At 64.4% G+C, this 24,971-nt stretch carries 24 protein-coding genes; 14 read left to right on the forward strand and 10 right to left on the reverse strand.

Features of this window, described 5'->3' with window-relative positions:
• Positions 1 to 46: 46 nt before the first annotated feature.
• The gene (locus EN862_RS28285) at positions 47 to 1,156 is read right to left on the reverse strand and encodes a Gfo/Idh/MocA family oxidoreductase (protein ID WP_127866762.1); all 1,110 of its coding nucleotides are present in this window, start codon (positions 1,154 to 1,156) and stop codon (positions 47 to 49) included.
• Between the two features lie 158 nt (positions 1,157 to 1,314).
• Between EN862_RS28285 and EN862_RS28290 the strand changes: the two genes are divergently transcribed.
• From EN862_RS28290 to phnN, 9 genes are all read left to right on the forward strand, one after another.
• The gene (locus tag EN862_RS28290; RefSeq protein ID WP_193771592.1) at positions 1,315 to 2,160 is read left to right on the forward strand and encodes a MurR/RpiR family transcriptional regulator; all 846 of its coding nucleotides are present in this window, start codon (positions 1,315 to 1,317) and stop codon (positions 2,158 to 2,160) included.
• A gap of 153 nt (positions 2,161 to 2,313) precedes the next feature.
• The gene (iolC, locus tag EN862_RS28295; protein ID WP_127866764.1) at positions 2,314 to 4,248 is read left to right on the forward strand and encodes a 5-dehydro-2-deoxygluconokinase; all 1,935 of its coding nucleotides are present in this window, start codon (positions 2,314 to 2,316) and stop codon (positions 4,246 to 4,248) included.
• A 52-nt stretch (positions 4,249 to 4,300) separates the two neighbouring features.
• Entirely contained in the window at positions 4,301 to 6,151 is a 1,851-nt protein-coding gene (iolD, locus tag EN862_RS28300) for a 3D-(3,5/4)-trihydroxycyclohexane-1,2-dione acylhydrolase (decyclizing) (RefSeq protein ID WP_127866765.1), read from the forward strand.
• 146 nt (positions 6,152 to 6,297) lie between these two features.
• Positions 6,298 to 7,212 carry a myo-inosose-2 dehydratase gene (gene iolE / locus EN862_RS28305; RefSeq protein ID WP_127866766.1) on the forward strand — a complete coding sequence of 305 codons (915 nt, stop codon included), beginning with the start codon at positions 6,298 to 6,300 and terminating at the stop codon, positions 7,210 to 7,212.
• A 64-nt stretch (positions 7,213 to 7,276) separates the two neighbouring features.
• The gene (locus tag EN862_RS28310) at positions 7,277 to 7,489 is read left to right on the forward strand and encodes a DUF3329 domain-containing protein (RefSeq protein ID WP_127866767.1); all 213 of its coding nucleotides are present in this window, start codon (positions 7,277 to 7,279) and stop codon (positions 7,487 to 7,489) included.
• A 380-nt stretch (positions 7,490 to 7,869) separates the two neighbouring features.
• Positions 7,870 to 8,682: a 5-deoxy-glucuronate isomerase gene (iolB, locus tag EN862_RS28315; protein WP_127866768.1), complete on the forward strand. Its 813-nt coding sequence runs from the start codon at positions 7,870 to 7,872 to the stop codon at positions 8,680 to 8,682.
• Between the two features lie 233 nt (positions 8,683 to 8,915).
• Positions 8,916 to 9,623, forward strand: a complete 708-nt coding sequence (locus EN862_RS28320; protein WP_127866769.1) for a DUF1045 domain-containing protein — start codon at positions 8,916 to 8,918, stop codon at positions 9,621 to 9,623.
• A gap of 123 nt (positions 9,624 to 9,746) precedes the next feature.
• A complete protein-coding gene (locus EN862_RS28325) occupies positions 9,747 to 10,886 on the forward strand; it encodes an alpha-D-ribose 1-methylphosphonate 5-triphosphate diphosphatase (protein WP_127866770.1) in 1,140 nt (379 codons plus the stop codon).
• Positions 10,883 to 11,509, forward strand: coding sequence for a phosphonate metabolism protein/1,5-bisphosphokinase (PRPP-forming) PhnN (phnN, locus tag EN862_RS28330; RefSeq protein WP_181592082.1), 627 nt, complete (start codon positions 10,883 to 10,885; stop codon positions 11,507 to 11,509). The genes EN862_RS28325 and phnN overlap by 4 nt, the downstream gene beginning before the upstream one ends.
• 162 nt (positions 11,510 to 11,671) lie before the next feature.
• Here the strand turns inward: phnN and EN862_RS28335 are convergent, their stop codons facing one another.
• The 7 genes from EN862_RS28335 to EN862_RS28365 all read right to left on the reverse strand — a co-directional run bounded on the left by EN862_RS28335 (position 11,672) and on the right by EN862_RS28365 (position 18,704).
• The gene (locus EN862_RS28335) at positions 11,672 to 12,487 is read right to left on the reverse strand and encodes an ATP-binding cassette domain-containing protein (RefSeq protein ID WP_127866771.1); all 816 of its coding nucleotides are present in this window, start codon (positions 12,485 to 12,487) and stop codon (positions 11,672 to 11,674) included.
• Entirely contained in the window at positions 12,487 to 13,218 is a 732-nt protein-coding gene (locus tag EN862_RS28340) for an ABC transporter permease (RefSeq protein ID WP_245519707.1), read from the reverse strand. Before EN862_RS28340 ends, EN862_RS28335 begins: the two co-directional genes overlap by 1 nt.
• Positions 13,219 to 13,227: 9 nt before the next feature.
• Positions 13,228 to 13,974, reverse strand: a complete 747-nt coding sequence (locus EN862_RS28345; protein ID WP_245519708.1) for an ABC transporter permease subunit — start codon at positions 13,972 to 13,974, stop codon at positions 13,228 to 13,230.
• A gap of 76 nt (positions 13,975 to 14,050) precedes the next feature.
• Positions 14,051 to 14,893 (reverse strand): transporter substrate-binding domain-containing protein, encoded by an 843-nt coding sequence (locus EN862_RS28350; protein WP_210235683.1) that lies wholly within the window; start codon positions 14,891 to 14,893, stop codon positions 14,051 to 14,053.
• A 184-nt stretch (positions 14,894 to 15,077) separates the two neighbouring features.
• Positions 15,078 to 16,073 carry an ABC transporter permease gene (locus EN862_RS28355; protein ID WP_127866773.1) on the reverse strand — a complete coding sequence of 332 codons (996 nt, stop codon included), beginning with the start codon at positions 16,071 to 16,073 and terminating at the stop codon, positions 15,078 to 15,080.
• Positions 16,070 to 17,635, reverse strand: coding sequence for a sugar ABC transporter ATP-binding protein (locus EN862_RS28360; RefSeq protein WP_127866774.1), 1,566 nt, complete (start codon positions 17,633 to 17,635; stop codon positions 16,070 to 16,072). The genes EN862_RS28355 and EN862_RS28360 overlap by 4 nt, the downstream gene beginning before the upstream one ends.
• 106 nt (positions 17,636 to 17,741) lie before the next feature.
• Positions 17,742 to 18,704, reverse strand: coding sequence for a sugar-binding protein (locus EN862_RS28365; RefSeq protein WP_127866775.1), 963 nt, complete (start codon positions 18,702 to 18,704; stop codon positions 17,742 to 17,744).
• Positions 18,705 to 19,330: 626 nt separating this feature from the next.
• On the opposite strand from EN862_RS28365, the gene EN862_RS28370 reads away from it, so the two are divergent.
• The 4 genes from EN862_RS28370 to EN862_RS28385 all read left to right on the forward strand — a co-directional run bounded on the left by EN862_RS28370 (position 19,331) and on the right by EN862_RS28385 (position 22,316).
• A complete protein-coding gene (locus EN862_RS28370) occupies positions 19,331 to 20,437 on the forward strand; it encodes a LacI family DNA-binding transcriptional regulator (protein ID WP_193771585.1) in 1,107 nt (368 codons plus the stop codon).
• 90 nt (positions 20,438 to 20,527) lie between these two features.
• Complete coding sequence (locus tag EN862_RS28375; RefSeq protein ID WP_127866776.1) at positions 20,528 to 20,833, forward strand: DUF1778 domain-containing protein; 306 nt, start codon at positions 20,528 to 20,530, stop codon at positions 20,831 to 20,833.
• Complete coding sequence (locus EN862_RS28380; protein WP_127866777.1) at positions 20,833 to 21,369, forward strand: GNAT family N-acetyltransferase; 537 nt, start codon at positions 20,833 to 20,835, stop codon at positions 21,367 to 21,369. The genes EN862_RS28375 and EN862_RS28380 overlap by 1 nt, the downstream gene beginning before the upstream one ends.
• A 146-nt stretch (positions 21,370 to 21,515) precedes the next feature.
• Positions 21,516 to 22,316 (forward strand): class I SAM-dependent methyltransferase, encoded by an 801-nt coding sequence (locus EN862_RS28385; RefSeq protein ID WP_127866778.1) that lies wholly within the window; start codon positions 21,516 to 21,518, stop codon positions 22,314 to 22,316.
• Between the two features lie 15 nt (positions 22,317 to 22,331).
• Here the strand turns inward: EN862_RS28385 and EN862_RS28390 are convergent, their stop codons facing one another.
• Entirely contained in the window at positions 22,332 to 23,030 is a 699-nt protein-coding gene (locus tag EN862_RS28390) for a YafY family protein (protein ID WP_127866779.1), read from the reverse strand.
• A gap of 126 nt (positions 23,031 to 23,156) precedes the next feature.
• Between EN862_RS28390 and EN862_RS28395 the strand changes: the two genes are divergently transcribed.
• Positions 23,157 to 23,792 carry a LysE family translocator gene (locus EN862_RS28395; protein WP_127866780.1) on the forward strand — a complete coding sequence of 212 codons (636 nt, stop codon included), beginning with the start codon at positions 23,157 to 23,159 and terminating at the stop codon, positions 23,790 to 23,792.
• 21 nt (positions 23,793 to 23,813) lie between these two features.
• On the opposite strand, the gene EN862_RS28400 is transcribed toward EN862_RS28395, so the two are convergent.
• On the reverse strand, positions 23,814 to 24,905 hold the full coding sequence (locus EN862_RS28400) for a 3-deoxy-7-phosphoheptulonate synthase (protein ID WP_127866781.1): 1,092 nt from the start codon (positions 24,903 to 24,905) through the stop codon (positions 23,814 to 23,816).
• Between the last annotated feature and the right edge of the window lie 66 nt (positions 24,906 to 24,971).

Below are 24,971 nucleotides of genomic sequence, written 5' to 3' on the forward strand. Positions count from 1 at the left end.
CCGGTGCCGCCACCGGTGCCGGCCGTCGCGCCGGTTTTCGGCTCGATCATCTCACATCGACCCAGCGCTTCTCCTCAAAGGAGCGTGCCATGGCATGCACGGTGCGCTCGATCTCCAGCCCCTCGTCGAAGTCGATGATGCGGGCCGGCTTGCCGGCGATGCGCGTCAGAAGCTCGCGGCATTCGATCATCTTGAGGTCGTTGAAGCCGAGGCCATGGCCGGGCGCCGGCAGGAAGGAATCGTAAGGCTTGTGGTGCGGGGCGACCAGGATGGTGCGGTAGCCCTGCTCGGTTGGCCTGTCGGCGGTGAGGTAGAGCTGGAACTCGTTCATCCGCTCCTGGTCGTAGAGGATCGAACCCTTCGAGCCGAAGATCTGGATGGCGATGCGGCCCTTGCGGCCCCAGGCCGAGCGGTTGACCAGCAGCGTGCCGGCAACGCCGTTCTCGAGATGCATCAAGACGCTGGCGATGTCGTAGGTCTCGACGGCGCGGCGGGCGCCGGACGCGGTCTTGCGGTCGGCATACGGTTTGACCATGTCACACATGACGCGCGACACACGGCCGAACAGCGCCTTGATCAGCGACAGCGGATGCACGGCGAAATCGTCGAGCGCGCCATAACCGGACGAAGCCTCGTGCTTCCAGAAGAACAAAGCTTCCGGGTCGGCCATGAAGTCCTCGTCCATCTCTATGCGAACGAGGTTGACGTCGCCGATGATCTTCTCTTCAAGCAGCGCGCCGATGTGGCGGATGGCGGGGTTCTGGATGTAGTTGTAGCCAAGCACGGCGACCTTGCCCGATGCCTTGGCGGCCTTCGCCATCGCTTCCGCCTCGGCAAAGCTCGGCGCCATCGGCTTCTCGCACCACAGATGCTTGCCGGCTTCGAGGATGGCGATCGCCATTTCCGGATGGAACTGGTTGGGCGTGGTCAGCGAGACGACATCGACCTCCGGGTCGTTGACCACGGCGCGCCAGTCGCCGGAGCCTTTGGCGAAGCCGAACTCGCCGGCCTTGCGCCTGGCAAGCTCGTCATTCACCTCGCCCAGATGCACCAGTCTCGGCTTCTCGACATCGGGAAAGACGGTGCCCACCGCGTTCCAGGCGATGGCGTGGCACTTGCCCATGAAGCCCGTGCCGATGAGGCCCACTCCGACCATGTCGATTGTCTCCGAGACGCAGTAAGAATTGACATGGATGAATTAGTCCATTTTGGCTGCGAATGGAACATACAAATCATTTTTTATGGTGTTCTTGCGCGAACTCGCTATGATGAGGCAGGAGAGGGACAGACCATATGGGCGCGGACGGAGCGACGATGGACGAACGGGTGCCTCGCGATTTCGAAACGCTGCGCGCGACGATCCTGGACAGGCGCGCGAGCCTGCCCAAGCGCATCGCGCAGATCGCCGCCTATGCGCTCGACAATCCCGACGACATCGCCTTCGGCACGGCGGCGAGCATCGCCGCCTCGGCCGGCGTTCAGCCCTCGACACTGATCCGTTTTGCCCAGCAGCTCGGCTTCGACGGCTTCACCAGCTTGCAGCAGGTTTTCCGCGAGCGGCTGCGCGAACGCAACTCCTCCTATGACGAGCGGCTGGCGGCGCTGCGCGCCAAGGCCGAGGAAGGCGCTGGCCACCGGGCGATCTTCGACGGCTTCGTCGCCGCCGCCAGCACCTCGCTCAGCGACATTTCGCGTTCGCTCAACGATGCGCATTTCGAGGAGGCGATCGCGCTTCTGGCGAAAGCCGAGACCATCTATGTGCTGGCCAAGCGCCGCTCCTATCCGGTCGCGTCCTACATCGCCTATGCGCTGGGCAAGCTGAAGATCCGGAACCAGCTGGTGGAATCGGCCGCCGGGCTGAACGCCGAGATGATCGGCTTCGCCACGCCGCGCGACGCCGTCATCGCCATCAGCTTCTCGCCTTACGCGCCCGCGACCATCGAGGAGACGCGGGCGATCGCGGAACAGGGCGTGCCGATCGTTGCCATCACCGACTCATCCTTCTCGCCGCTGGCGCAATTCGCCAAGATCTGGTTCGAGGTCGCCGAGGCCGATTTCGGCGGCTTCCGCTCGATCTCGGCAACCATGGCACTGGCCATGGCGCTGACCGTCGCCGTCGGCGAGAAGCGCCGCGAAACCGGGCGCCGGCGCAAGGGCTGAGCCTCGTAGCCGAGCGCTTTTCGCCTTGGGAACACTCATTCCATATTGACTATAGATTGGAATTAATATTTCATATTGGCGATAGACGCTGCCGCTGGCGCGTGCTGTCCAAAACGACGCTGCTCTGCACAACAAGGCCGATGGGAGGATCGAATGGGCGAAGCCGTGGAAGGGAAATATCCGCCGCTCGACGTCATCACCATCGGTCGCGCCTCGGTCGATCTTTATGGCCAGCAGATCGGCTCGCGGCTGGAGGACATCACCTCTTTCGCCAAGTCTGTCGGCGGCTGCCCGGCCAACATTTCCGTCGGCACTGCGAGGCTCGGCCTGCGCTCGGCGCTGCTCACCCGTGTCGGCGACGAGCAGATGGGCCGCTTCATCCGCGAGCAGCTGCGGCGCGAGGGCGTCTCGGTCGACGGCTTGAAGACCGACAAGGATCGGCTGACGGCGCTGGTGCTGCTTTCGGTCGAGAGCGAAGGCGTCTCGCCGATGATCTTCTACCGCTCCGACTGCGCCGACATGGCGCTGGCCGAAGAGGATATCGACGAGGCTTTCGTCGCCTCGGCGCGTTCCGTCGTCGTCACCGGCACGCATTTCTCGAGGCCTAACTCAGATGCCGCGCAGCGCAAGGCGATCCGCCTGATGAAGGCCCGGGGTGGCAAGGTTGTCTTCGACATCGACTATCGCCCGAACCTGTGGGGCCTTGCCGGCCATGCCGAGGGTTTCGAGCGCTACGTGAAGTCCGACCGCGTCTCGTCGCAGCTGAAGACTGTGCTGCCGGACTGCGATCTGATCGTCGGCACCGAGGAAGAGATCATGATCGCTTCCGGAGCCGACGATTGCCTGAGCGCGCTGAAGACGATCCGCGCGCTGTCGTCGGCCACCATCGTGCTGAAGCGCGGCGCCAAGGGCTGCATCGTTTATGACGGGCCGATCAGCGACGACCTCGAGGACGGCATTGTCGGCAAGGGTTTTGCGATCGAGATCTACAATGTGCTTGGCGCCGGCGACGCCTTCATGTCCGGCTTCCTGCGCGGCTGGCTCGGCGGCGAAAGTTTTGCCACGGCCGCGACCTGGGCCAATGCCTGCGGCGCCTTTGCCGTGTCGCGCCTGCTCTGCGCGCCGGAATATCCGACCTTCGAGGAGCTGCAGTTCTTCCTGAAGCACGGCAGCAAGCATCTGGCGCTGCGCAAGGACGAGGCGATCAACCACATCCATTGGGCGACGACGCGCCGGCGCGACATTCCTTCGCTGATGGCGTTGGCCTGCGACCATCGCGTGCAGCTGGAGGACGTCGCGGCGAGGGTCGGCGCCGACGTTTCGCGCATTCCCGACTTCAAGGTGCTGACGGTCAAGGCGGCGGCCAAGGTCGCGGCCGGCCGCGACGGCTACGGCATGCTGATCGATGAGAAATACGGCCGTGACGCGATGTTCGAATTCGCCCGCCATCCGTTCGCCTGGCTCGGACGTCCGGTGGAGCTGCCCGGATCGCGGCCGCTGCGCTTCGAATTCTCGCAGGATATCGGCTCGCAGCTCACCGAATGGCCGGTCGACCATTGCATCAAATGCCTGTGCTTCTATCATCCGGACGATCCGGAAGCGCTGAAGGCCGAGCAGCAGCAGAAGCTGCGCGCGCTGTTCGAGGCGGCGCGGAAAGTCGGCCGAGAACTGCTGGTCGAGATCATCGCCGGCAAGCATGGCAAGCTCGACGACACCACCATTCCGCGCGCGCTGGAGGAGCTCTATGCGCTGGGCATCAAGCCGGACTGGTGGAAGCTGGAGCCTCAGGCTTCGGCAGGCGCCTGGGCGAAGATCGAACAGGTGATCGTCAGGAACGATCCGTGGTGCCGCGGCGTCGTGCTGCTGGGGCTGGAGGCGCCGCAGGACGAGCTGGTCGCGGCCTTTGCCGCCACCGCCAATGCGCCGATTGTCAAGGGCTTCGCCGTCGGCCGCACCATCTTCATCAACGCCGCCGAACAATGGCTGGGAGGCCGGATGTCGGACGACGAGGCTGTCGCCGACATGGCGTCACGCTTCGAACAGTTGACCGAAGCGTGGCTTGCCGCGCGCGGCCGCAAAGCGGCATAAGAAACGGGCAGCATAAGAAAACGGCGTAAGCGAAAGCCGGAGGAAACAACAAATGACGAAGACTGTTCGCCTGACGATGGCGCAGGCTGTGACCCGCTTTCTGTCCCGCCAGATGACGGAGGTAGACGGCAAAAAGGTACCGATCTTCGGCGGCGTCTGGGCGATCTTCGGCCATGGCAATGTCGCCGGCATCGGCGAGGCGCTCTACCAGGTCCGCGACGAGCTGCCGACCTTCCGCGCCCATAATGAGCAGGCGATGGCGCATGCGGCGATCGCTTACGGCAAGGCCAATTTCCGTCGGCGTTTCATGGCCGCGACCAGCTCGATCGGGCCTGGCGCGCTGAACATGGTGACGGCGGCGGCGCTCGCGCATGTGAACCGGTTGCCCGTCCTGTTCTTGCCCGGCGATGTCTTCGCAAACCGCCTGCCGGACCCGGTGCTGCAGCAGGCGGAGGATTTCTCCGACGGCACGGCGAGCGTCAACGACTGCTTTCGACCCGTCTCGCGCTATTTCGACCGCATGACGCGGCCGGAGCAGATCATCCCGGCGCTCAACCGCGCCATGCAGGTGCTGACCGATCCGGCCGAATGCGGCCCAGTGACGCTGTCGCTCTGCCAGGACGTGCAGGCCGAAGCCTATGATTATCCGGAAAGCCTGTTTGCCGAGCGCGTCTGGACGCCGCGCCGGCTGCGCCCGGACCGCAACGAGTTGGCGGCCGCCGTCGCGGCGCTGAAGGGTGCGAAGAAGCCGCTGGTGATCGCCGGCGGCGGCGTGCTCTATTCGCAGGCCTCCGGCGAACTGGCGAAGCTGGTGCAGAGCGCCGGCATTCCGGTCTGCGAGACGCAGGGCGGCAAATCCTCGCTGCCTGACGATCATCCGCTCAACATGGCCGCGGTCGGCGTGACCGGCACCTCCGCCGCCAACCGTCTGGCCGAGGAGGCCGATGTCGTGCTCGCCGTCGGCACCAGGCTGCAGGATTTCACCACCGGCTCCTGGGCACTGTTCAAGAATGCCGGCCGCACCATCATCGGGCTGAACACGCAGGTCTTCGATGCCGGCAAGCATTGGGCGCTGCCGCTGGTGGCAGACGCGGCCGAGGGCCTGGCAGAACTCAGCGCAGCGCTGAAGGGCTGGAAGGCGCCGAGCGCCTGGACCGACAATGCGCTGAAGGGCAAGACGGAGTGGCAGGCCGGCGCCGCCAAGGTGACGGCCTCGACCAACGCAGCCTACCCGTCGGATGCGCAGGTGATCGGCGCCGTGCAGCGCGCCATGGGCTCGGGCGTCACCTTGCTGCATGCGGCGGGCGGGCTGCCGGGCGAATTGCACAAGCTCTGGCAGGCCGGCGCGCCTGGTTCCTACCACGCCGAATACGGCTTCTCGACCATGGGCTACGAGATCGCCGGCGGTCTCGGCGTGAAGATGGCGAAGCCCGACCAGGAGGTCGTCGTCATGGTCGGCGACGGCTCCTATCTGATGCTCAATTCCGAGATCGCCACCTCGGTTATGCTTGGCTTGAAGCTCACCATCGTGCTGCTCGACAATCGCGGCTATGGCTGCATCAACCGGCTGCAGATGGCGACCGGCGGCGCCAACTTCAACAACCTGCTCAAGGACGCGCGCCACGAAGTGCTGCCCGACGTCGACTTCGCCGCCCATGCGGCAAGCATGGGTGCCAATGCCGAGAAGGTCGCTTCGATCGCCGAATTGGAAACGGCGCTGGCCAAGGCGAAGAAGAACGACAAGACGACGGTGCTGGTCATCGACACCGATCCGCTGGTTTCGACCGAGGCCGGCGGCCACTGGTGGGACGTCGCCGTGCCGGAAGTCTCGTCGCGGCCGCAGGTCAATGCCGCGCGCAAGGCGTATGAGGACAAGAAGCAGATGCAAAGCATCGGTAATTGAAGCCGGCGCCGCCCCCTACCTCCCCCTTGTGGGGAGGTCGGACCGAAGGTCCGGGTGGGGGTCGGCGCTGCCCCCTCCCCGCTGCCTTGCAGCGACCCTCCCCACAAAGGGGGAGGGTAGAAACGAAGCGACATTGGAGTGACGACTTGAAAGCCAAACTGGGCATGTCCCCCATCGCATGGTGGAACGACGATCTCGTGGAATTGAGCGATGACGTGTCGCTGGAGGAGTGTCTGCGCCAGTCGCGCTCGGCCGGCTTCACCGGCATGGAAAAGGGCCGCCGCTTCCCCGACGACCCCAAGGTGATGCTGCCGATCCTGAAGGAGGCGGATGTCACGCTTTGCGGCGGCTGGTTCTCCGGCACGCTGGTCAACGAGGAGTTGGCGAAGAACAAGGACCGCATCCAGCCGATGATCGACCTGTTCAAGGCGGTCGACGCGCCCTGCATCGTCTATGGCGAGGTCGGCCGTTCCATCCAGGGTGACCGCTCCAAGCCTTTGGCCACCAAGCCGAAACTCACCGGCGACGAGATGAAGGCCTATGGCCGGCGCGTCACCGAATTTGGCGAATGGTGCGCCGAGCAGGGCATGCCGCTGTCCTATCACCACCATATGGCGGCGGTCGTTGAGACCGAGCCGGAGCTCGATTCCTTCATGCGCCATTCCGGCGAAGGCATTCCGCTGCTGCTCGATGCCGGCCATCTCGCCTTTGCCGGCGGCGACGTGCTGCGCGCCATCGACAACCATCACAAGCGCATCAACCATGTCCATGTGAAGGATGTGCGCATGGGCGTGATCGACGGGCTCGACCGCACCAAACAGTCCTTCCTCGACGCCGTGGCGCTCGGCGCTTTCACCGTGCCGGGCGACGGCTCGCTCGATTTCGGCGCCATCGTCCAGCGCTTCGCCGATTATGGCTATGAGGGCTGGTTCGTGGTCGAGGCCGAGCAGGATCCGAAGAAGAACCCGCCGCTCAAGATGGCGCAGGTCGGTCACAAGGAGCTGATGCGGGTGATGACGGCCGCCGGCTATACGGTGGAGACGCAAGGGTTTCCGGCCTGAACGGTGGATTCACTGGGGCGCGCGGTTTATCCGTTGTGCTTTGGGCAAATCCTGGATTGGCGCGATGAAAGACTATGAGCACCCCTTCTTCCGGCCGCTGTGGCGACGCATCGCCGTCGTCTCGGTCTGCCTCATCTGGTCGGTGATCGAGTTCGCCTCCGGCACGCCCTTCTGGGGCGTCATCGCTCTCGGCTTCGCCGGTTATGCGGTGTGGCAGTTTTTCTATCTCTACAAGCCGGCCGAGGAAGCGAAGCCCCCAGCCGAGCCGAAGGAATGAGTGGTCGATGGCGCGGACGTTTTGTGGGTCGGATACTTGTGCGTCCGGCGGATCGCTTGTGATGGCGATTGGCCCGAACGCCTCTCGCTTCGTCATCCTAGGGCGGAGCAAGGAGCGCAGCGACGCAGCGCAGACCCTAGGATCCATGCCATGACTTTGAAGGTAGTGTGCCGGTGCAGAATTCTGCTCCGCTGCGCCCTTCGATTGAGGGAACGGCATGGATCCTAGGGTCGCGACGGAGCTTCGCTCCTGCTTCGCCCTAGGATGACGAAGTTTTTGGAGGCCACGGCCAATCGCGAAGGTTTGCGCCGGACTCCTCAGCTGATGAAATCTCTGGGTCGCCAACCCCGCCAGAGCGAATAGGGATAGGAGAGACAAGAATGTCGAAACTCATCGTCAAGGCCGACAAGGGCCACGGCCATGTCGCACATGTCACGCCGCAAAGCGCCGGCTGGACCTATGTCGGCTTCGACCTGCATCGGCTGAAAGCGGGCGAGATCGCGTCCGGCAAAACCGGCGACCGCGAGGTCTGCCTGGTCTTTGTCACCGGCAAGGGCAAGGCGACCGCCGGCGGCAAGGAACTCGGCCTGCTCGGCGAGCGCATGTCGCCCTTCGAGGGCAAGCCCTGGTCGGTCTATGTGCCGCAAGGCACCGAATGGTCGGTGACCGCCGACACCGAACTCGAACTCGCCGTCTGCTCGGCGCCGGGTTTGAGCGGCGGCCTGCCGGTGCGCGTCATCGGGCCTGATGATCTTGGCCAGGAGGTGCGCGGCAAGGGCACCAACACGCGCTACGTCACCAACATCCTGCCCGAAGGCAAGCCGGCGGATTCACTGCTGGTGGTCGAGGTCATCACGCCCGGCGGCCACACCTCCAGCTACCCGCCGCACAAGCACGACCAGGACAATTTGCCGGCCGAATCCTATCTCGAGGAAACCTATTACCACCGGCTCAACCCGCCGCAGGGCTTTGCCTTCCAGCGCGTCTACACTGATGCCGACCGCAACGGCGTGCGCGAGCTGGACGAAGCGATGGCGATCGAGGACGGCGACGTCGTGCTGGTGCCGAAAGGCTATCATCCCTGCGCGGCCTGCCACGGCTACGACCTCTATTATCTCAACGTCATGGCCGGACCGAAGCGGACGTGGAAATTCCACAACGCGGCCGAGCACGAATGGCTGATGAAGGCCTGACCGGCGGATTGGTCCAGCCGGGAGAAAATCGTCGGCTAACGAGCCTGCGGCTGGACTTGCCTTCGAAAACCCATGAAAGCTTCGTCAATCCGTCATGGAAATCACCTATGGCAGCGGTTCCGGTGCATGTCGCCGCAAGCGCTCCGGCGTTTTTGGGCCTACGACTTGCCAGGACAATGACTTGAAGCGCGTCGCATGATCCTTCGGCGCGGCGCGCTTGACGAGGAACACCGATGCGCTACGCCATCTACTACACACCGGGGCAGGACGAGAAGCTGGCGCGCATTGCCGCCAACTGGCTGGGCCGTGACCCGTTCGGCGCGGCGACGCGGCCGGTCGAGGCGGTGGGCGATCTGTCCGCCGCCGAGGTCGCCTTCCACACCGCCTCCGCCAGGCGTTACGGGTTCCATGCGACGCTGAAGGCGCCGTTCCGGCTGGCGCCGAACGAGACGGAAGCCTCGCTGCGCGCCGCGATCGATGCTTTTGCCGAAGCAACGCCGCCCGTCGTCATCCCGCGCCTGGTCGTCGGGCAGATCGACGGCTTCTTCGCGCTGGTGCCGGAAACGCAGTTCGCGCCGCTCAACAGCTTCGCCGGCGAGGTGGTGCGCGCCTTCGACAATTTCCGCGCGCCGCTGACCGAGGCCGAGATCGAGCGCCGCAGCCCCGATGCGCTGAAACCGGATGAGTTCCGCAACCTCTGCCAATGGGGCTATCCTTACGTTTTCGACACGTTCCGCTTCCACATGACGCTGTCGGGGCGCGTCGGGCCCGAAGAAAGCCCACGCCTTCGCGCAGCAATCGACGGCCTGTTCGCCGACGTGCTGCGCCAGCCGGTACCGGTGGATGCGCTGACCCTGTTCGTCGAAAGCGAGCCCGGCGCGCCGTTCATGGTGCTTTCCCACCACGCGCTTGGCCGTGGCCAGGCCCGCAGGACCGCATAGGGCGGGTCAGCGGAAACGCTGACCCGCCCTATCTTTTTGTTTTACGCAATTCCGGACGGAAAACCGCAAAACACTTTTCCTGGAATTGCTCTGAAATGACCGCTTGAGACAGGACCGCCCGAGATGACCGCCGAAACCGTTCTCACCAATGCCCGCATCGTGCTGCCCGACGAGATCGTCGAGGGCTCGCTTCTGTTGCGCGACGGCCTGATCGCCGCCGTCGAACCAGGCGCTGCCCGCGCCGGCGAGGATATGGGCGGCGACTATATCATTCCGGGCCTCGTCGAGTTGCACACCGATCATCTCGAAGGCCACTACGCGCCGCGCCCGAAAGTGCGCTGGAACCCGATCGCCGCGGTGCTTGCCCATGACGCGCAGGTGGCAACCGCCGGCATTACCACCGTGCTCGACGCCTTGCGCGTCGGGATGGACGAGGACGCTGACCTGAAATCCGACGACGTGCGCAAATTGGCCGACGCAATCGAGGACAGCGTGCGCCAGGATCGGCTCAGGGCCGACCATTTCATCCATTTGCGCTGCGAGGTCTCGGCGCCGGACTGCCTCGAGGCTTTCGCCAATTTCGAAACCGACGATCGGGTGAAGCTCGCCTCGCTGATGGACCATGCGCCTGGACAGCGGCAGTTCGTCAATCTCGAGACCTATGCCTATTACTACCAGCGCAAGCTGAAGCTGACGGACCGCGACTTCCAGAAATTCTGCGAGAAGCGGATGGCGGAATCGGCCCGCAATTCCGGCCCAAATCGGGTTTTCATCTCGGCCGCCTGCCGGGGACGCGGCATCGTGCTGGCCAGCCATGACGACGCGACCGCCGGCCATGTCGACGAAGCGATCGAGCAAGGCGTGCGCGTCGCCGAGTTCCCGACGACGGAAGGGGCCGCCAAGGCCTCCAAGGCGGCAGGCCTCGGCGTGCTGATGGGCGCGCCGAACGTCATGCGCGGCGCTTCGCATTCCGGCAATGTCTCGGCGCGCACGCTAGCCGCCGACGGGCTGCTCGACATCCTGTCGTCGGACTACATCCCCTTCAGCCTGATCCAGTCGGCCTTCTTCCTCGGCGATGTCGTCGAAGGCATCACGCTGCCCCAGGCCGTGGCGATGGTCTCCAAGAACCCGGCCGAAGCGGTCGGCCTCACCGACCGCGGCATCATCGAGCCCGGCCGCCGCGCCGACTTGGTGCGCGTGCGCGTCGACGACCATGTGCCGGTCGTGCGCACCGTGTGGCGCCAGGGCCGCCGGGTCGCGTGATGGTCTCGGCCCTCATCGAGCGCGAGCTGGCCGAGAGCCTGCCGATCCGCAACGGCGTCTTTGTCGCGGTGGTAGGCCCGAGCGGCGCCGGCAAGGACACTGTGATCGGCTACGCGAAGGCACGCTTCGCCGGCGAGACGCGGCTGGAATTCGTGCGCCGCGTCATCACCAGGCCGAGCGACACGGCAAGCGAGGACCACGACACGCTGGCGGACGCGGCCTTTGCCGAGGCGGAGGCCGACGGCGCCTTCTCGCTATGCTGGGACGCGCACGGCCTGCGCTACGGCCTGCCGGCCGATGTCGACTGGGCCGTGGCGAACGGCCATGTTGCTGTGGCGAATGTCTCCCGCGCGGTCATCCCGGCGCTGCGCGAACGCTACGCCAATCTGGCCGTGGTCGAGATCACCGCGGCGCCGGAGATTCTCGCCGAACGGCTGGCGGCCCGCGGCCGCGAATCGCGCGGCGAGGTGCTTGCCCGCCTGGCGCGCAGCACCAGCGTCAAGCTGACGGGACCGGACGTCACCTCGATCGACAACAGCGGCGACAAGCAGGTCGCCGGCGAACGCTTCGCCGAGGTGCTGCGCAAGGCGATGGCGTTCTCGGACCTGTCGGACATGATCTAAGATGTGCTGATATTCAGGTGAGGCCGGCCTGCAAGTGGCGACTCCCTGCGCTTCCGGTGCTCACGTACTTAAGTACGCTCCGCTCCGGTTCTCGGAAGCCACCCCTTTCGGCTCGGCCTGACCTGAATCTCAGCACATCTTGGCGCCGAGCAACGTCCGTCTTCACTTGTTGAAGTTGGCGATGAACTGCTTGAATTGCGGCGTCGGCGGCCTGGCGAACATCTCCTTCGGTTCGCCGACCGAATCCACCTCGCCCTTGTGCAGGAACATCACCTTGCTCGACACGTCGCGGGCGAAACTCATCTCATGCGTGACGACCAGCATGGTGCGCCCTTCCTCGGCAAGCGAGCGCATGACGCGCAGCACCTCGCCGACCAGTTCCGGATCGAGCGCCGATGTCGGCTCGTCGAACAGCATCACCTTGGGGTTCATCGCCAGGGCGCGGGCGATCGCGGCGCGCTGCTGCTGGCCGCCCGACATATGCGGTGGATAGTAGTTGCGCCGCTCCCATATGCCGACGCGCTTCAGCAAGGCTTCGGCCTGCTCCAGGCATTCCGCGCGCGGCCGCTTCAAAACATGCGTCGGCGCGGCGACGAGGTTTTCGAGCACCGTCATGTGCGACCAGAGATTGAAGCTCTGGAAAACCATGGCGAGGTTGGCGCGGATGCGTTCCACCTGGCGGATGTCGGCCGGCATCTGACGGCCATCACGCCCCTGCTTCATCCGGATGAGCTCTCCGTCGACCCGCACCTCGCCGGAGTCAGGGGTCTCCAGGAGGTTGATGCAGCGCAACATCGTGCTCTTGCCGGAACCTGACGAGCCGAGGATCGAGATGACATCGCCCTTGTGGGCTTCGAGCGAAATGCCCTTGAGCACCTCATGGTCGCCGAAGCACTTGCGCATGTCCCTGACGCTGATGGCCGACTTGTCGTCCGGGGACGGTGCTGCCTTTGCGGCAGCGGCGACATTTGCCGACATCACAACACCTCCGGTACGGGTCTGATTTGCTGGCTCTGCTCGGGCGGCGGCCGCAGATGCGGCGAAAGCCGGTATTCGACCCAGGCGAACAGCCGGGCGATCGACAGGTTGAGCAGCAGGTAGATCACGCCGGCGCAGGTCAGCACCTCGATCGGCCGGAACGTGTCGTGCTGGATCTTCTGCGCCGTTCCCATCATCTCCATGATGGTCACCACCGAAGCGAGCGCGGTTGCCTTGGTCATCAGGATGATTTCGGTCGAATAGGCGGGCAGAGCGAGCCGCAGCGCGATCGGCAGCGTGACGAGGCGGAAGCGGGTGAAGGCCGACATGCCGAACGCCTTGGCCGCCTCGATCTGGCCGACCGGCACTGCCCGCAACGCACCGCGGAAAATCTCGCTCTCATAGGCGGCCGTGTTCAAGGCCATGGCGACGATCGTGCAATACATCGGATCGCGCAGGATCGGCCACAGGATCGGGCTGTGGCGGACGAAATCGAATTGGGAGAGGCCGAAATAGATCAGATAGAGCTGCACCAGGAGCGGCGAGCCGCGGAAGATGAAGACATAGGCGCGAGTGAAATATTCGCCCAGTTTGGAGCCCGAAGCCCGCAGCCAGGTCAGGCCGGTGGCGATGACGAGCCCGAAGGCGATGCCGAAGAACCAGATCTCGAGCGTCAGCGGCAGCGCCTTGAGCACGCTCCACATGGTGGAAAGATAGAAATCAAAAGCCACCGCCACCTCTTACTTCGGCCGCGTGAAACTGCGTGAGGTGTAACGCTCGGCCTTTTCGAAGATCGGCGTCGAGACCGAGGTCATCACCAGGTAAAGGATGCCGGCGACCGTGTAGAAAAGCAGCGAATGATGCGTCGAACGCGCGGCCTTGTTCGCGGTGAGCATCAACTCGGCCACGCCGGTGACCGAGATCAGCGCCGAATCCTTGATGGTCAATTGCCAGACGTTGCCCAGCCCCGGCACCGCGAGGCGCAGCACCTGCGGCACGATCACGAGGCGAAACCGCAGCCAGGCCGACATGCCGTAGGCGCGGGCCGCCTCCAGCTCGCCGCGGTGGATCGCCAGGAACGAGCCGCGAAAAACCTCGGCCTGGTAGGCGCCGGAAATGATGCCGACCGCGAGCACGCCGCCGAGGAAGCTCGGCATGTTCAAGATGTCGGTCGAGCCGATCGACCCGGTGGACCGCGCCACGCCGGTCAGCACCTGCGTGCCGCCATAGTAGAACAGGTAGATGATCAGGAGTTCCGGTTCGCCGCGGAAAACCGTGGTGTAGCTCTCGCCGATGAACCTCAATCCGCCGCGATGCGAAAGCTTGGCGGCCGCCACCAGCGAGCCCAGCATGGCCCCGATCAGCATCGAGACGACAGTGACGGCGAGCGTCCAGGCGATGCCCCAGAGCAGTTGCACGCCCCAGCCGGCGGCCAGCAGCTCATAGGCCGTCGACACCTGGTCCTTGAAATCGTTGAGAAACTCCACGTACGCCTTCCCTCCCGGCGACGGTTGCTTGTCTCAATGCAAAACGGGAGCAGCCTTGGCTGCTCCCGTTGCGACATTACTTGGTAATGTCGATCTTGAACCATTGCATGGAGTATTTCGACACCGAGCCGTCATCGAGCGCGGCCTTGAGCGCCTTGTTGTAGATGTCCTGCAGGTCCTTGTCGGTCTTGCGGAAGGCGGCGCCGATGCCCGGCCCGAGGATCGGACCACCCTTGAATTGCGGCCCGACGAATTCCAGGTCCTTGGCGTCGGGCTTGGCCAGCGTGCCGAGGAAATAGGTGGTGTCGGCGAAGGCGACGTCGATGCGGCCCGCCATCAGGTCGAGGTCGTGCTCGTCGGTGGTCTTGTATTCATGAACGTTGGCGACGTCCTTGAGATACTTGTCGGCGAAGGTCGCCTCGGTGGTCGACACCTGCAGCCCGACATTCTTGCCGGTGAGCTCCTTGCGCAGCGTGTCGAGCGCCGCCTTGGATTCGGCGTCGTCCTTCGACAGGTCGATCATCTTGCCGCTGTTGGACATGTTGGCCAGCGGGCCGTTCTTGTCTGCCAGGAAGGCGACCGGCGACGAGGCGTAGGGGATCGAGAAGTCGATCGTCTTCATGCGCTCCTCGGTGATCGACATGCCGTCCATGACGATGTCGAACTTGCCGGCGGTGAGGCCTGGAATGACGCCGTCCCAATCCTGCGCTACGATGTTGCATTCGAGCTTGGCGCGGGCGCAGACGTCGTTGAGGATGTCCACCTCAAAGCCGACGATCTTGCCGCTGGCGTCGGTCTGGTTCCAAGGGGCATAGGAGCCTTCCATGGCGACCGAAACGGTCTTCCAGTCCTTGGCCAGTGCAGGCGTCGAACAGGTCAATGCCAGCGCGGCCAGCGCGATCCAACGTGATGATGTCACGATACTTTCTCCCATTTTTTGTTCTTGGAACCCTCAGATACCAATTGCTTAGCCCAGCCCCAATTCTGCGACAAGGGCTGTTTTCCGGTTCACGTGTTGTTGCATTCCGCCCGCGAATCCGGGCCTGCCCCGGCGGCTCAGCCGCGAGCATCGATCCAATCAGGCCGTTGGCGGAAGAGCGAGACTACTCCGCCGGCGCGCCCGCAACGTTCTGGCGCGTCGCTTCGATCATGCGGCGCCGGGCGCGGAAGACACCCCATTGCTGGTCCACCAGCACGCCGATCAGGATCACGCCGCCCATCACCGCGAAGTTGAGCGAGGATGGGATGCCGAGCAGATTGACGAGGTTCTGCAGCTCCTGCAGCAGCACGGTGCCGAGAATCACACCGACCAGCGAGCCTTCGCCGCCGCGCAGCGAGAAGCCGCCGAGCACGGCGGCCGCGATGGCATAGAGCTCGTAGAACTGGCCGTGACTCGCCGGCGAGATCGAGCGCGTGTACATGGCAAAATAGATCGCCGACAGCGCCGTCAGCACGCCGCAGATGACATAGGCCGCGATGATCACCCGGCCGGTGCGGATGCCGGAATATTTCGCCGCTTCCTCGTTCTTGCCGATAGCGTAGAGATAGCGGCCGAAGACCGAGCGGTGCAGCACCACCCACATGACGATGGCGATGACGATCAGCGCGATGAAGGAGTTCGGCAGGCCGTAGGAGCGGCCCGCGGTCAGGAATTCGAGCGTCGGGAAATTCTGACCGAAGGCGAAGCCGGCCGTGCCGTCGGCGGTGTAGAAGCGCGCCACGCCGCGATAGATCAAGAGGCCGCACAGCGTCACCACGAAAGGCTGCAATTTCAGCCTTGTGATCAGCCAGCCATGCACGAAGCCGATAACGGCGCCGAGCACGATGATCACCACGAAGGCCAGCGGCCAGTCCAATTCGCGCACCGCGATGAAGTCGATGAACAAGGTGCCGAGCAGGGCGATCAGCGAGCCGACCGACAATTCGATGCCGCCGGTGATGATGACGAAGGCCTGGCCGATCGACAGGATGCCGAACAGCGCGACGAGGTTGGAGGTGTTGGCAAGGTTGATCGCCGACAGGAAGCGCGGGTTGATGGCCGTGACCACCGCGCCGACCACCAGGATCAGGATCAGCAGGCCGAGATCTTTCTTGCTCATTCAACTCCTCCCGCCGCTTGCAGCAGTTTCGGCTTCTTGCCGACCGCCAGCAAGAGCACGTTCTCCTGGCTGAAATCGTCCTTGTCGAGGATGCCGGAGATCTGCCCCTCATGCATGACCGCGATGCGGTCCGAGACGCCGATCACCTCTTCCATGTCGCTGGAGATCATCAGCACGGCGACGCCGGCATCGGCCAGCGCCCGCATCAGTCCGTAGATTTCGGCCTTGGCGCCGATGTCGATGCCGCGCGTCGGCTCGTCCAGGATCATGACCTTGGGGTTCATCGCCAGCCATTTTGCCAGGACCACCTTCTGCTGGTTGCCGCCGGAGAGCGTGCCGGTGCGGGTGAACACCGAAGGCGCCTTGATGCCGAGATTCTTCTTCTGCTTTTCCGCCGTCGCGAGCTCGGTGCCGTTCGAGACCAGCGAGCGCCGGGCATGGGCCGGCAGGTTGGGCAGCGAGATGTTCTGCGCGATCGAGAGATCGAGCAATATGCCGGTGAGCTTACGGTCTTCCGGCACGAGGAAGATGCCGTTCGCCACCGCGTCGGCGGCCGAGCCGACATTGAGCGGCTTGCCGTCGAGCGTGACGGTGCCGCCCAAACGCTCGTCGATGCCGAACAGCACGCGGGCGAGCTCGGTGCGGCCGGAGCCGACAAGGCCCGCGAGACCGAGGATCTCCGCGCGCCTCAGCTCGATGCTGACCGGCCGGTCCGGATAGGTGCTGGTGCGTACGGCGTTGGCCGACAGAGCCACGCCGCCCGGTGCGTGGGTAGCCTCACCCGCCTTCTCGCGCTCCTTCAGCATGCGGCCGATCATCAGCCTGACCATCTCGTCGTGGTTGATCCGGTCCTTCGCCAGGGTGCCGGCCAGCGTGCCGTCGCGCAGCACCACGACACGGTCGGCGACGCGCTCGATCTCATGCAGCCGGTGCGAAATAAAGATGACGCTGATGCCTTGCGCCTTCAGTCCCTTGATGACGTCGAGCAGTTTTTCGGTTTCCGCCATCGGCAGGCTGGAGGTCGGCTCGTCGAGGATCACAAGGCGGGCCCTGATCGACAGAGCCTTGGCGATCTCGACCATCTGCTGCTGGGCGAGCGACAGCGACGCGACCGGTGCGTCGGCCGAGAAATTGGCGCCGACGCGTTTCAGCAGCGGCGCCACCATGTCGCGCAGCCTGGCGCGGTCGACCAGCTTCAGCGGCCCGGCGCGCAGCGGCTCACGGCCGAAGAAGATGTTGGCGGCGACGTCGAGGTTCTCGAAGAGGTTCAATTCCTGGTGCACGAAGGCGATGCCGGAGCCGATGCTCTGCTCGACGGTCAGCCCGTCATGCGCTGTGCCGTCGACGGTGATGGTGCCGCTGTCCGGCCGCGTCACGCCGCCAAGGATCTTCATCAGCGTCGATTTGCCGGCACCGTTTTCGCCGACAAGGCCGATCACCTCGCCCGGCCGGACCTCCATCGAGAACCTGTCCAGCGCGACGACGCCCGGATAGGTCTTGCGCACGGCCTCGAGGCTCAGGAACGGAGCGGTGTCTGGGTGAGTGGTGTCGGTAGAGGTCATCGCGCCCGATAGCAGCCGGTGGGCCACAGACTGACCGGCCTTGGCGGGTCCGTCAATACGAACGCCGGCTCAAGGAACCCCTTGAGCCGGCGCAACTGTGCCGGGCTTACTTGCCCTGCATCGCCTTGAGGTTGGCGGCGTAGGCGTCGACGTCATCCTTGCCGATGATCTTGGTCGGGATGATGATCAAGCCGTTGGCTGGAATGCCCGACTTGTCGCCCTTGAGGTAGGAAGCCATCAGCTTCATGCCCTGATAGGCCCATTCGAACGGCTGCTGCACCACGGTCGCGGCGACCGTGCCTTCCTTGACGCCGCCCAGCGTGATCGGATCGTCGTCGAAGCCGACGACGGTGATCTGGCCGAGCTTGCCGGCGTCGCGCAGCGCTTCATAGATGCGCGGCGTGTTGTAGGAGTAGAAGCCGACCATGCAGGTGATGTCGGGGCTGGCGACCAGCGCGTCCTCGACATTCTTCTTGGCGCGCGCCTGGTCGATATCGTCGCCGCGCACGTCGACCAGCTCGATCTTGCTGCCGGCAAGCCCGTCCTTCATGCCCTGGATGCGCTCCTTGGCGTTGTCGGCGCCGAGCAGGCCGACAAAGCCCAGGCACTTGCCGCCGTCCGGCATCGCCTTCTTGGCGATCTCGGCCGCCTGCTTGCCGGCATCGACGTTGGACGAGCCGATATAGGCGACGCGCTTGGTCTGCGGGGCATCGGAGTCGGTGGTGAACAGCGCTGTTTGCGACGCGATCTTGTTCAGCCCGTCGGTCGAGGTCTTGGGATCAACGGCCGAGACCATGATGCCCTTGACGCCTGCCGTCACCAGATCGTCCATCAGGCGCTGCTGGATCGCGACAGAGGACTGTTCCGGATACTTCAGTTCGAGATTGTAGTCGGGCAATTCGCCCTGCGCCTTCTTGACGCCGGCTTCCGCCGCCTTCCAGAAGTCTGACGCGCCGTTGACGACGAAGGCCAGCGTCGGCTTGTCGTCCGCGCGGGTAACCGCCGTGGCCGCAAGCCCGATGAGCAGAGCCGCCGCGGCGACAGATGCGTTACGGATCATTGATTTCATAGTTCAACCTCCCTTGTAGAACCTGACTGTAGAACTCGTCGCCGATGTCTCGGCCGCGATCCGGACAACCCTCCTCCTCAAGGGCACGGCGCAAAGGTCCGCCGACTTAAGAACGGTGCCGATCCGGTCGCGGTCGAGACACTAGACACTCATGTGGCGTTCGTAAATAGTCCGATTTGTCTGACATTTTCGTGAGAACGGATGCAGGCCCAGACCGGCGATAACGCAGGGTTTTTAGCGAGCGTCCCTCCGCACCTGCCGCGCCGAACGGAGGCCCGGCCGGTCACGACGAGTTGACAGTAGAACGCTTACAGCTATTAGTAAAGACTATTAGTTATGAAGCCGCGAGGCGCGCTTTCGACGCGGAGGAGACGCTGGTCGAAGGACACGCCGGGAGTGAGGAGAGTAGGCGCGGCAACGCTTGCAGCCGCGCGGAAAATACAGGAATTGTCAGCATTGCTGACCTTGTCTGATTGGTTTCGTCGCGAAGCGGCCTAGCCGGCAATTTGCATGCCTTGCCTGCTAATATATATTAGTCTGGCGCACCTCGATAAACGCAACGGCCTCGACCATCTTGCCGTTGCCGCCGCCTTTGATCTAGAGCCGGCTGGGTTTGGGAAACGACCATGAGCGAACCGACGGACCTGCGCGATCCCCCCGGAGCCTCCAGGCGCCGCAAGCCGGCGGCCAAGCCGAAGGGACGCGTGACCATGACCGATATTGCGCGCGCCGCCGGCTGCTCGCAGGCGACGGTGTCGTTCGTGCTCAACAATTCGCCGGGGATCAGGCTGTCGCAGCAGACGCGCGACCGGGTGATCGAGGCGGCGCGGGCGCTAGGCTATTCGCCGCCGGTCTTTTCGGCGCTCAGGCCGCCGGTGACGCCGTTCGAAGGCCTGGACGGCGTCATCGGCTTCGCGGTCGACCAGCTCGCCACCAGCCCCGAGGCGGTGGTCGCCATCGAGGGCGCGCGGCAAGCCTCGTGGAACGCCGGCAACGTGCTTCTGGTGGCGCAGACCATGGGCGACGCGGTGATGGAGCCGCGCGCGATTTCAGCGCTGACGCGGCGCGGCATCTCGGCGCTGATCTATATGACCATCTTCACCCGCGAGATCGCGGCGCCAGATTTCCTCTACAGCCTCGACATCCCGGTCATCCTGCTCAACTGCTACACCGCCGACTATGCCTTCCCAGCCGTGGTTCCCTCCGAGATCGCCGGTGGCCAGAGCGCCACCAGGCACCTGATCGCGCATGGCCATCGCCGTATCGCCACCATCACCGGCGAGCCGTGGATGCAGGCCGCGCAGGACCGGCTCAAGGGCTACCGCCGCGCTCTGGCCACCGCCGACATTCCCTTCGATCCGGAGTTGGTGGTCGAGGGCGACTGGTCGGCCAGCGCCGGCTACGCCGCGACGGTGAAGCTGCTCGGGCTCAAGGAGCGTCCGACTGCCATTTTCTGCCAGAACGACCGCACGGCGATTGGCTGCTACGAAGCGCTCAAGGAAGCCGGCCTGCATATCCCTCAGGACATTTCCGTGGTCGGCTATGACGACGAGGAGATCGCCCGCCATCTCTTCCCGCCGCTGACCACATCCATCCTGCCGCATCTGGCGATGGGCCAATGGGCGATCGAGCAGCTTGAGACCCCGCCGACGCCCGGCCGCGGCCGCTATCCCATCACCAAGCTGGAATGCCCGCTGGTGGAGCGGGAGAGCGTGGCGGACGTGAAGGGGTAGGATGCCCCAGTTCGCCACGTCGAAATCTTGTATGTGTTGACATTGTATTGACAACCACTAGATATCTTATCCTGAACACAGGAGGATTCGATGGCGCAGTCCGGTCATGCTGGCAGCAATCACGACACAGCGCGCAAGGATGACATAATTCAAATCCGTGCTTCGGCGGGAACGAAGGCTATTCTCAATCGCGCAGCGAGCTTGCGCGGACAGAAGCTATCGGAGTTCATGCTGGACAGTGCCCGCAAGCAGGCCGAGGAGACCATTCTCGACCAACGTGCCTTTTTTCTCGATACGGACGCGCACGAGAAATTTCTTGACCTGCTTGATGCTCCGAACAAACCGTCGGAGGAGCTTCGCTCGCGTATGACGCGCAAGCCGGCCTGGGAACGCTGATGTCGGCTGGCCCACCGCGAGGATCGCGAGTCCGCGCTCCCGAACGGCTGACCGTTAGCCACGACGTCTCTGAATTTTACAATGGCAAGCATTCATCTCTTGATGACTGGCTGCGAAACCGTGCCTTGATTGGCGAAGGACTGTCCGCCCGAACCTATGTCGTTTGTGAAGCGGGCACGAGAAATCGCGTCGTCGGTTATTATGCGATCTCGACGGCGATGGAAGAACGGATCGCGCTTCCAACCGCGAAGCTCCGACGCGGGATGCCCGAGCAAGTACCGCTGCTGCTGATCGGCCGCCTTGCGGTGGATCAGACGTTCCAGGGAATTGGGCTAGGGAGCGACCTGCTTTCCGACGCGTTGCGCAGGTGTCTCGCCGTGTCGGACATTGCCGGAGTTCGCGCCGTGGTGGCGCATGCTATCGACGATGCCGCCGTGGGTTTCTATCAACGGCACGGCTTCCTCGCGTCTCCGCTGGGTGAGCGAGTCATGCTGCTGCCGATCGAAACCGTGCAGGTGTTATTCCCGAACGTCTGAGCCCGATCCATACCAGGGGGAGCGTGAGATCGCCCACATAAAAATCGGGGCACGCCACGCTATCCTTGCTCCGACAACGAGATTGCCCGGCGCCTATGCAGCAGTTGCGCCGTCGTTTAGCTTAAGCTCATGAATGGGAGGCTCCGATGACATCCACCTTCACCGTCCATGCAGCATCCGGTTATGAGCAACTCATGGGGCGCTGGAGCCGCAGGCTCGCGCCCAAGTTCATCGACTTCGCCGGTCTGGCCGCCGGCGAGACAATCCTCGATGTCGGCTGCGGCACCGGGAGCCTGACATTCGAGCTCGCGAAATCGGCCGATCTTGCCGAGATCCAGGCCATCGACTTTTCGCCGGTCTTCGTCGCGGCGGCGAAGGAGAAAAACACCGATCCGCGCGTCACCATCAGCCAGGCCGATGCCACTGCGTTGCCATTCGCCGACAACGCCTTCGACCGCGCGCTGGCGCTGCTGGTGCTGCATTTCGTGCCGGAGGCCGGCAAGGCGGTGGCCGAGATGCGTCGTGTGGTGCGGCCGGGCGGCGTGGTCGCGGCCGTCGTCTGGGACCATTACGGCGGCATGACCGGCATGCGCATGATGATCGATACGGTCGCGGCGCTCAGCGAAAGCGGACGCCAGATGCGCAGCCGCTATTGTTTCCAGCCGATGATGCAGCCCGGCGAGATGAAGCGGACCTTTGTCGAGCAGGGTCTCGTCGACGTCACCGAAGCCGAGCTGATAATCCGCATGGACTACGCGGATTTCCGCGACTTCTGGGCGCCGATCGGCGCCGGCGAAGGGCCGCTCGGCAAATATATGACCACGTTGGACGCGGCCGAGCGGGAGCGCGTCGAGGCCGCCGTCCGCGATGCCTATCAGGCCGGCCGGCCCGACGGCCCGCGATCCTTCGCCAATGTCGCCTGGGCCTGTCGCGGCATCGTGCCCTGAAAGCCGGCCAGCGCCTCAGCCGGCGGTCGAGGCATTGATCTCCCAGCCGTCGACCCACACCTGCCGCAGCCGGTCGCCCTCGCCCTTGAACCACAGGCCAGCCGGCCGGCAGTCCTCGATGCGGTCGCTGCGGAAATTGCGGATGGCCTGGCGCAGTTCGCACCAGGCGACGATGTTGGCGGTCTCGGCATAATAGATCAGCGCGACCGGGCGGATGATGCGGTCGGTCGCCCGTCCAGCCTCGTCACGATAGGAGAGGCTGAGCTTCTCCTCGTCGCGGATGGCGCGGCGAACCAGCGCGAGGTCGACGGCGGAAGCGGAAGGGGCGGCAAAACCCCAGGCGTGAAGCGCATTGGCGTCGAGGGTCTGCCGCAAGGGCGGCGGCACGGCGCCGGCGATCTTGGCGCCGACGCGTTTCGCCGCCTGCTTCAACTCGTCGTCGCCGGTGCGTTCAAGCAGCGCCAGGGACAGCACGATCGCTTCCATCTCCTCGATGGAAAACATCAGCGGCGGCAGGTCGAAGCCGGGGCGCAGGATATAGCCGATGCCGCGTCCGCCCTCGATCGGCACGCGCATCGCCTGCAGCGCGGCGATATCGCGATAGACCGAGCGCACCGTCACTTCCAACCGCTCGGCGATCGTCGCCGCCGTCACCGGCTTTTTGGCCAGACGCAGGATCTGGATGATCTCGAACAGGCGCGATGCCTTGCGCATTTTTCCACCCGACCGAAACGCAACTGACACATCCCCGTCAGTTGGTGTGACCTATAGGGCCGCCTACCCGCTTGAAAATCAATAGATTCTTTTGCACCCAAGCGAACGAGGCGACAGGCAACTGACATGAGTTATGGCGAAAATCTCTGGCTGTTCTTCGTGCTTCTGTTCGGCATCATCGCCGTTCCGGGCATGGACATGCTGTTCGTGCTGGCCAATGCGCTCACCGGCGGCAGCAACAGGGGCCTGGCGGCGACCGCAGGCATCATGCTGGGCGGCGCGGTGCACACGCTGAACGGTGCGATCGGCGTCGGCCTGCTGATGCATTTCGTGCCGATCCTGTTCACGCCGCTGCTGGTCGCCGGCGCCGCCTACATGGCCTATATCGGCATTTCGCTGATGCGCAGCTCGATCACCGTCGGCGATGACGGCCCGGCTGGCAGCCGCTCGGCCTGGAAAGCGTTTCGCCAGGGTCTGGTCACCTGCCTGATCAATCCGAAGGCCTATCTCTTCATCCTTGCCGTCTATCCGCAATTCCTCAAGCCGGCTTACGGTCCGATCTGGATGCAGGCAACGATCATGGGATTGCTGACGGTCGCCACACAGGCGGCGATCTATGGCGGGCTTGCCGTCACCGCCGGCCGCAGCCGGGGGCTGCTGGTCGACAATCCGCAGGCGACCATACTTGCAGGCCGTGCCGCAGGGCTGCTGCTGTTTGCCGTTTCAATATTTACGGCCTGGGAAGGATTGAGGGCGGCGTGACCGCCGCCCTCTCCATTGGGCTTATGCCGCGCCCTGACGGCTGGCGAGCATTTCGCGCTTCACCGACCGGCGCCATTCGACAGCGCCGGCGAGGCCATGCAGCACGGTCTCCGTGGTCGCCCAGTCGATGCAGCCGTCGGTGATGCTCTGGCCGTAGACGAGCGGCTTGCCGGGCACGACGTCCTGGCGGCCGGCGACGAGGTTGCTCTCCATCATGACGCCGATGATCCGCTCGTCGCCCGCCGCGACCTGGCCGGCAACGTCATGCGCGACCTTCGGCTGGTTCTCCGGCTTCTTGGCGCTGTTGGCGTGGCTGACGTCGATCATCAGCCGTGGCGCGACGCCGATGCGGCCGAGCTCGGCGGCGGCGGCATCGACGCTCGCGGCATCGTAGTTCGGCTGAATGCCGCCGCGCAGGATGACGTGGCAGTCCTCATTGCCGGTGGTCGCCGCGATGGCGCTGCGGCCGCCCTTGGTCACCGCCATGAAATGATGCGGTTGCGCCGCCGATTTCACCGCCTCGCCGGCGATCCGGAGATTGCCGTCGGTGCCGTTCTTGAAGCCGACCGGGCAGGAGAGGCCCGAGGCCAGCTCGCGATGGATCTGGCTTTCGGTCGTGCGCGCGCCGATGGCGCCCCAGGCGACGAGGTCGGCGATGTATTGCGGGATGGTCATGTCGAGGAACTCGGTCGCCGCCGGCAGGCCGAGATTGTTGACAGCCGAGAGCACATTGCGCGCCATGCGCAAGCCCTTCTCGATGTTGAAGCTGCCGTCGAGATCGGGATCGTTGATCAGCCCCTTCCAGCCGATCGTGGTGCGCGGCTTCTCGAAATAGACGCGCATGACGATCTCGAGCCGGTCGGCCAGGGCCTCGCGCAGCGCCGCCAGACGGCTGGCATAGTCAACGGCCGCGACCGGATCGTGGATGGAACAAGGGCCGACGATGACAAGCAGTCGATCGTCGGCCCCGGTAACGATCGAATGGATGGCATTGCGCGAAGCGGCAACGGTGCGCGTCGCGGTGAGCGAGCGCGGTATCTCGCGCATCACCTCGTCGGGCGTGCTCAGGGCTCTGATTTCGGTGACCCGAAGGTCGTCTGTGGTGGTCAACACGGCTTTCTGCTCCTGGTTAGGAGACCTGCCGGCTGAAACAAAAAAGCCGCCAGGTCTGGCGGCTTG

It is taken from the genome of Mesorhizobium sp. M2E.F.Ca.ET.219.01.1.1, from assembly GCF_004016445.2.
Taxonomy (GTDB): Bacteria; Pseudomonadota; Alphaproteobacteria; order Rhizobiales; family Rhizobiaceae; genus Mesorhizobium.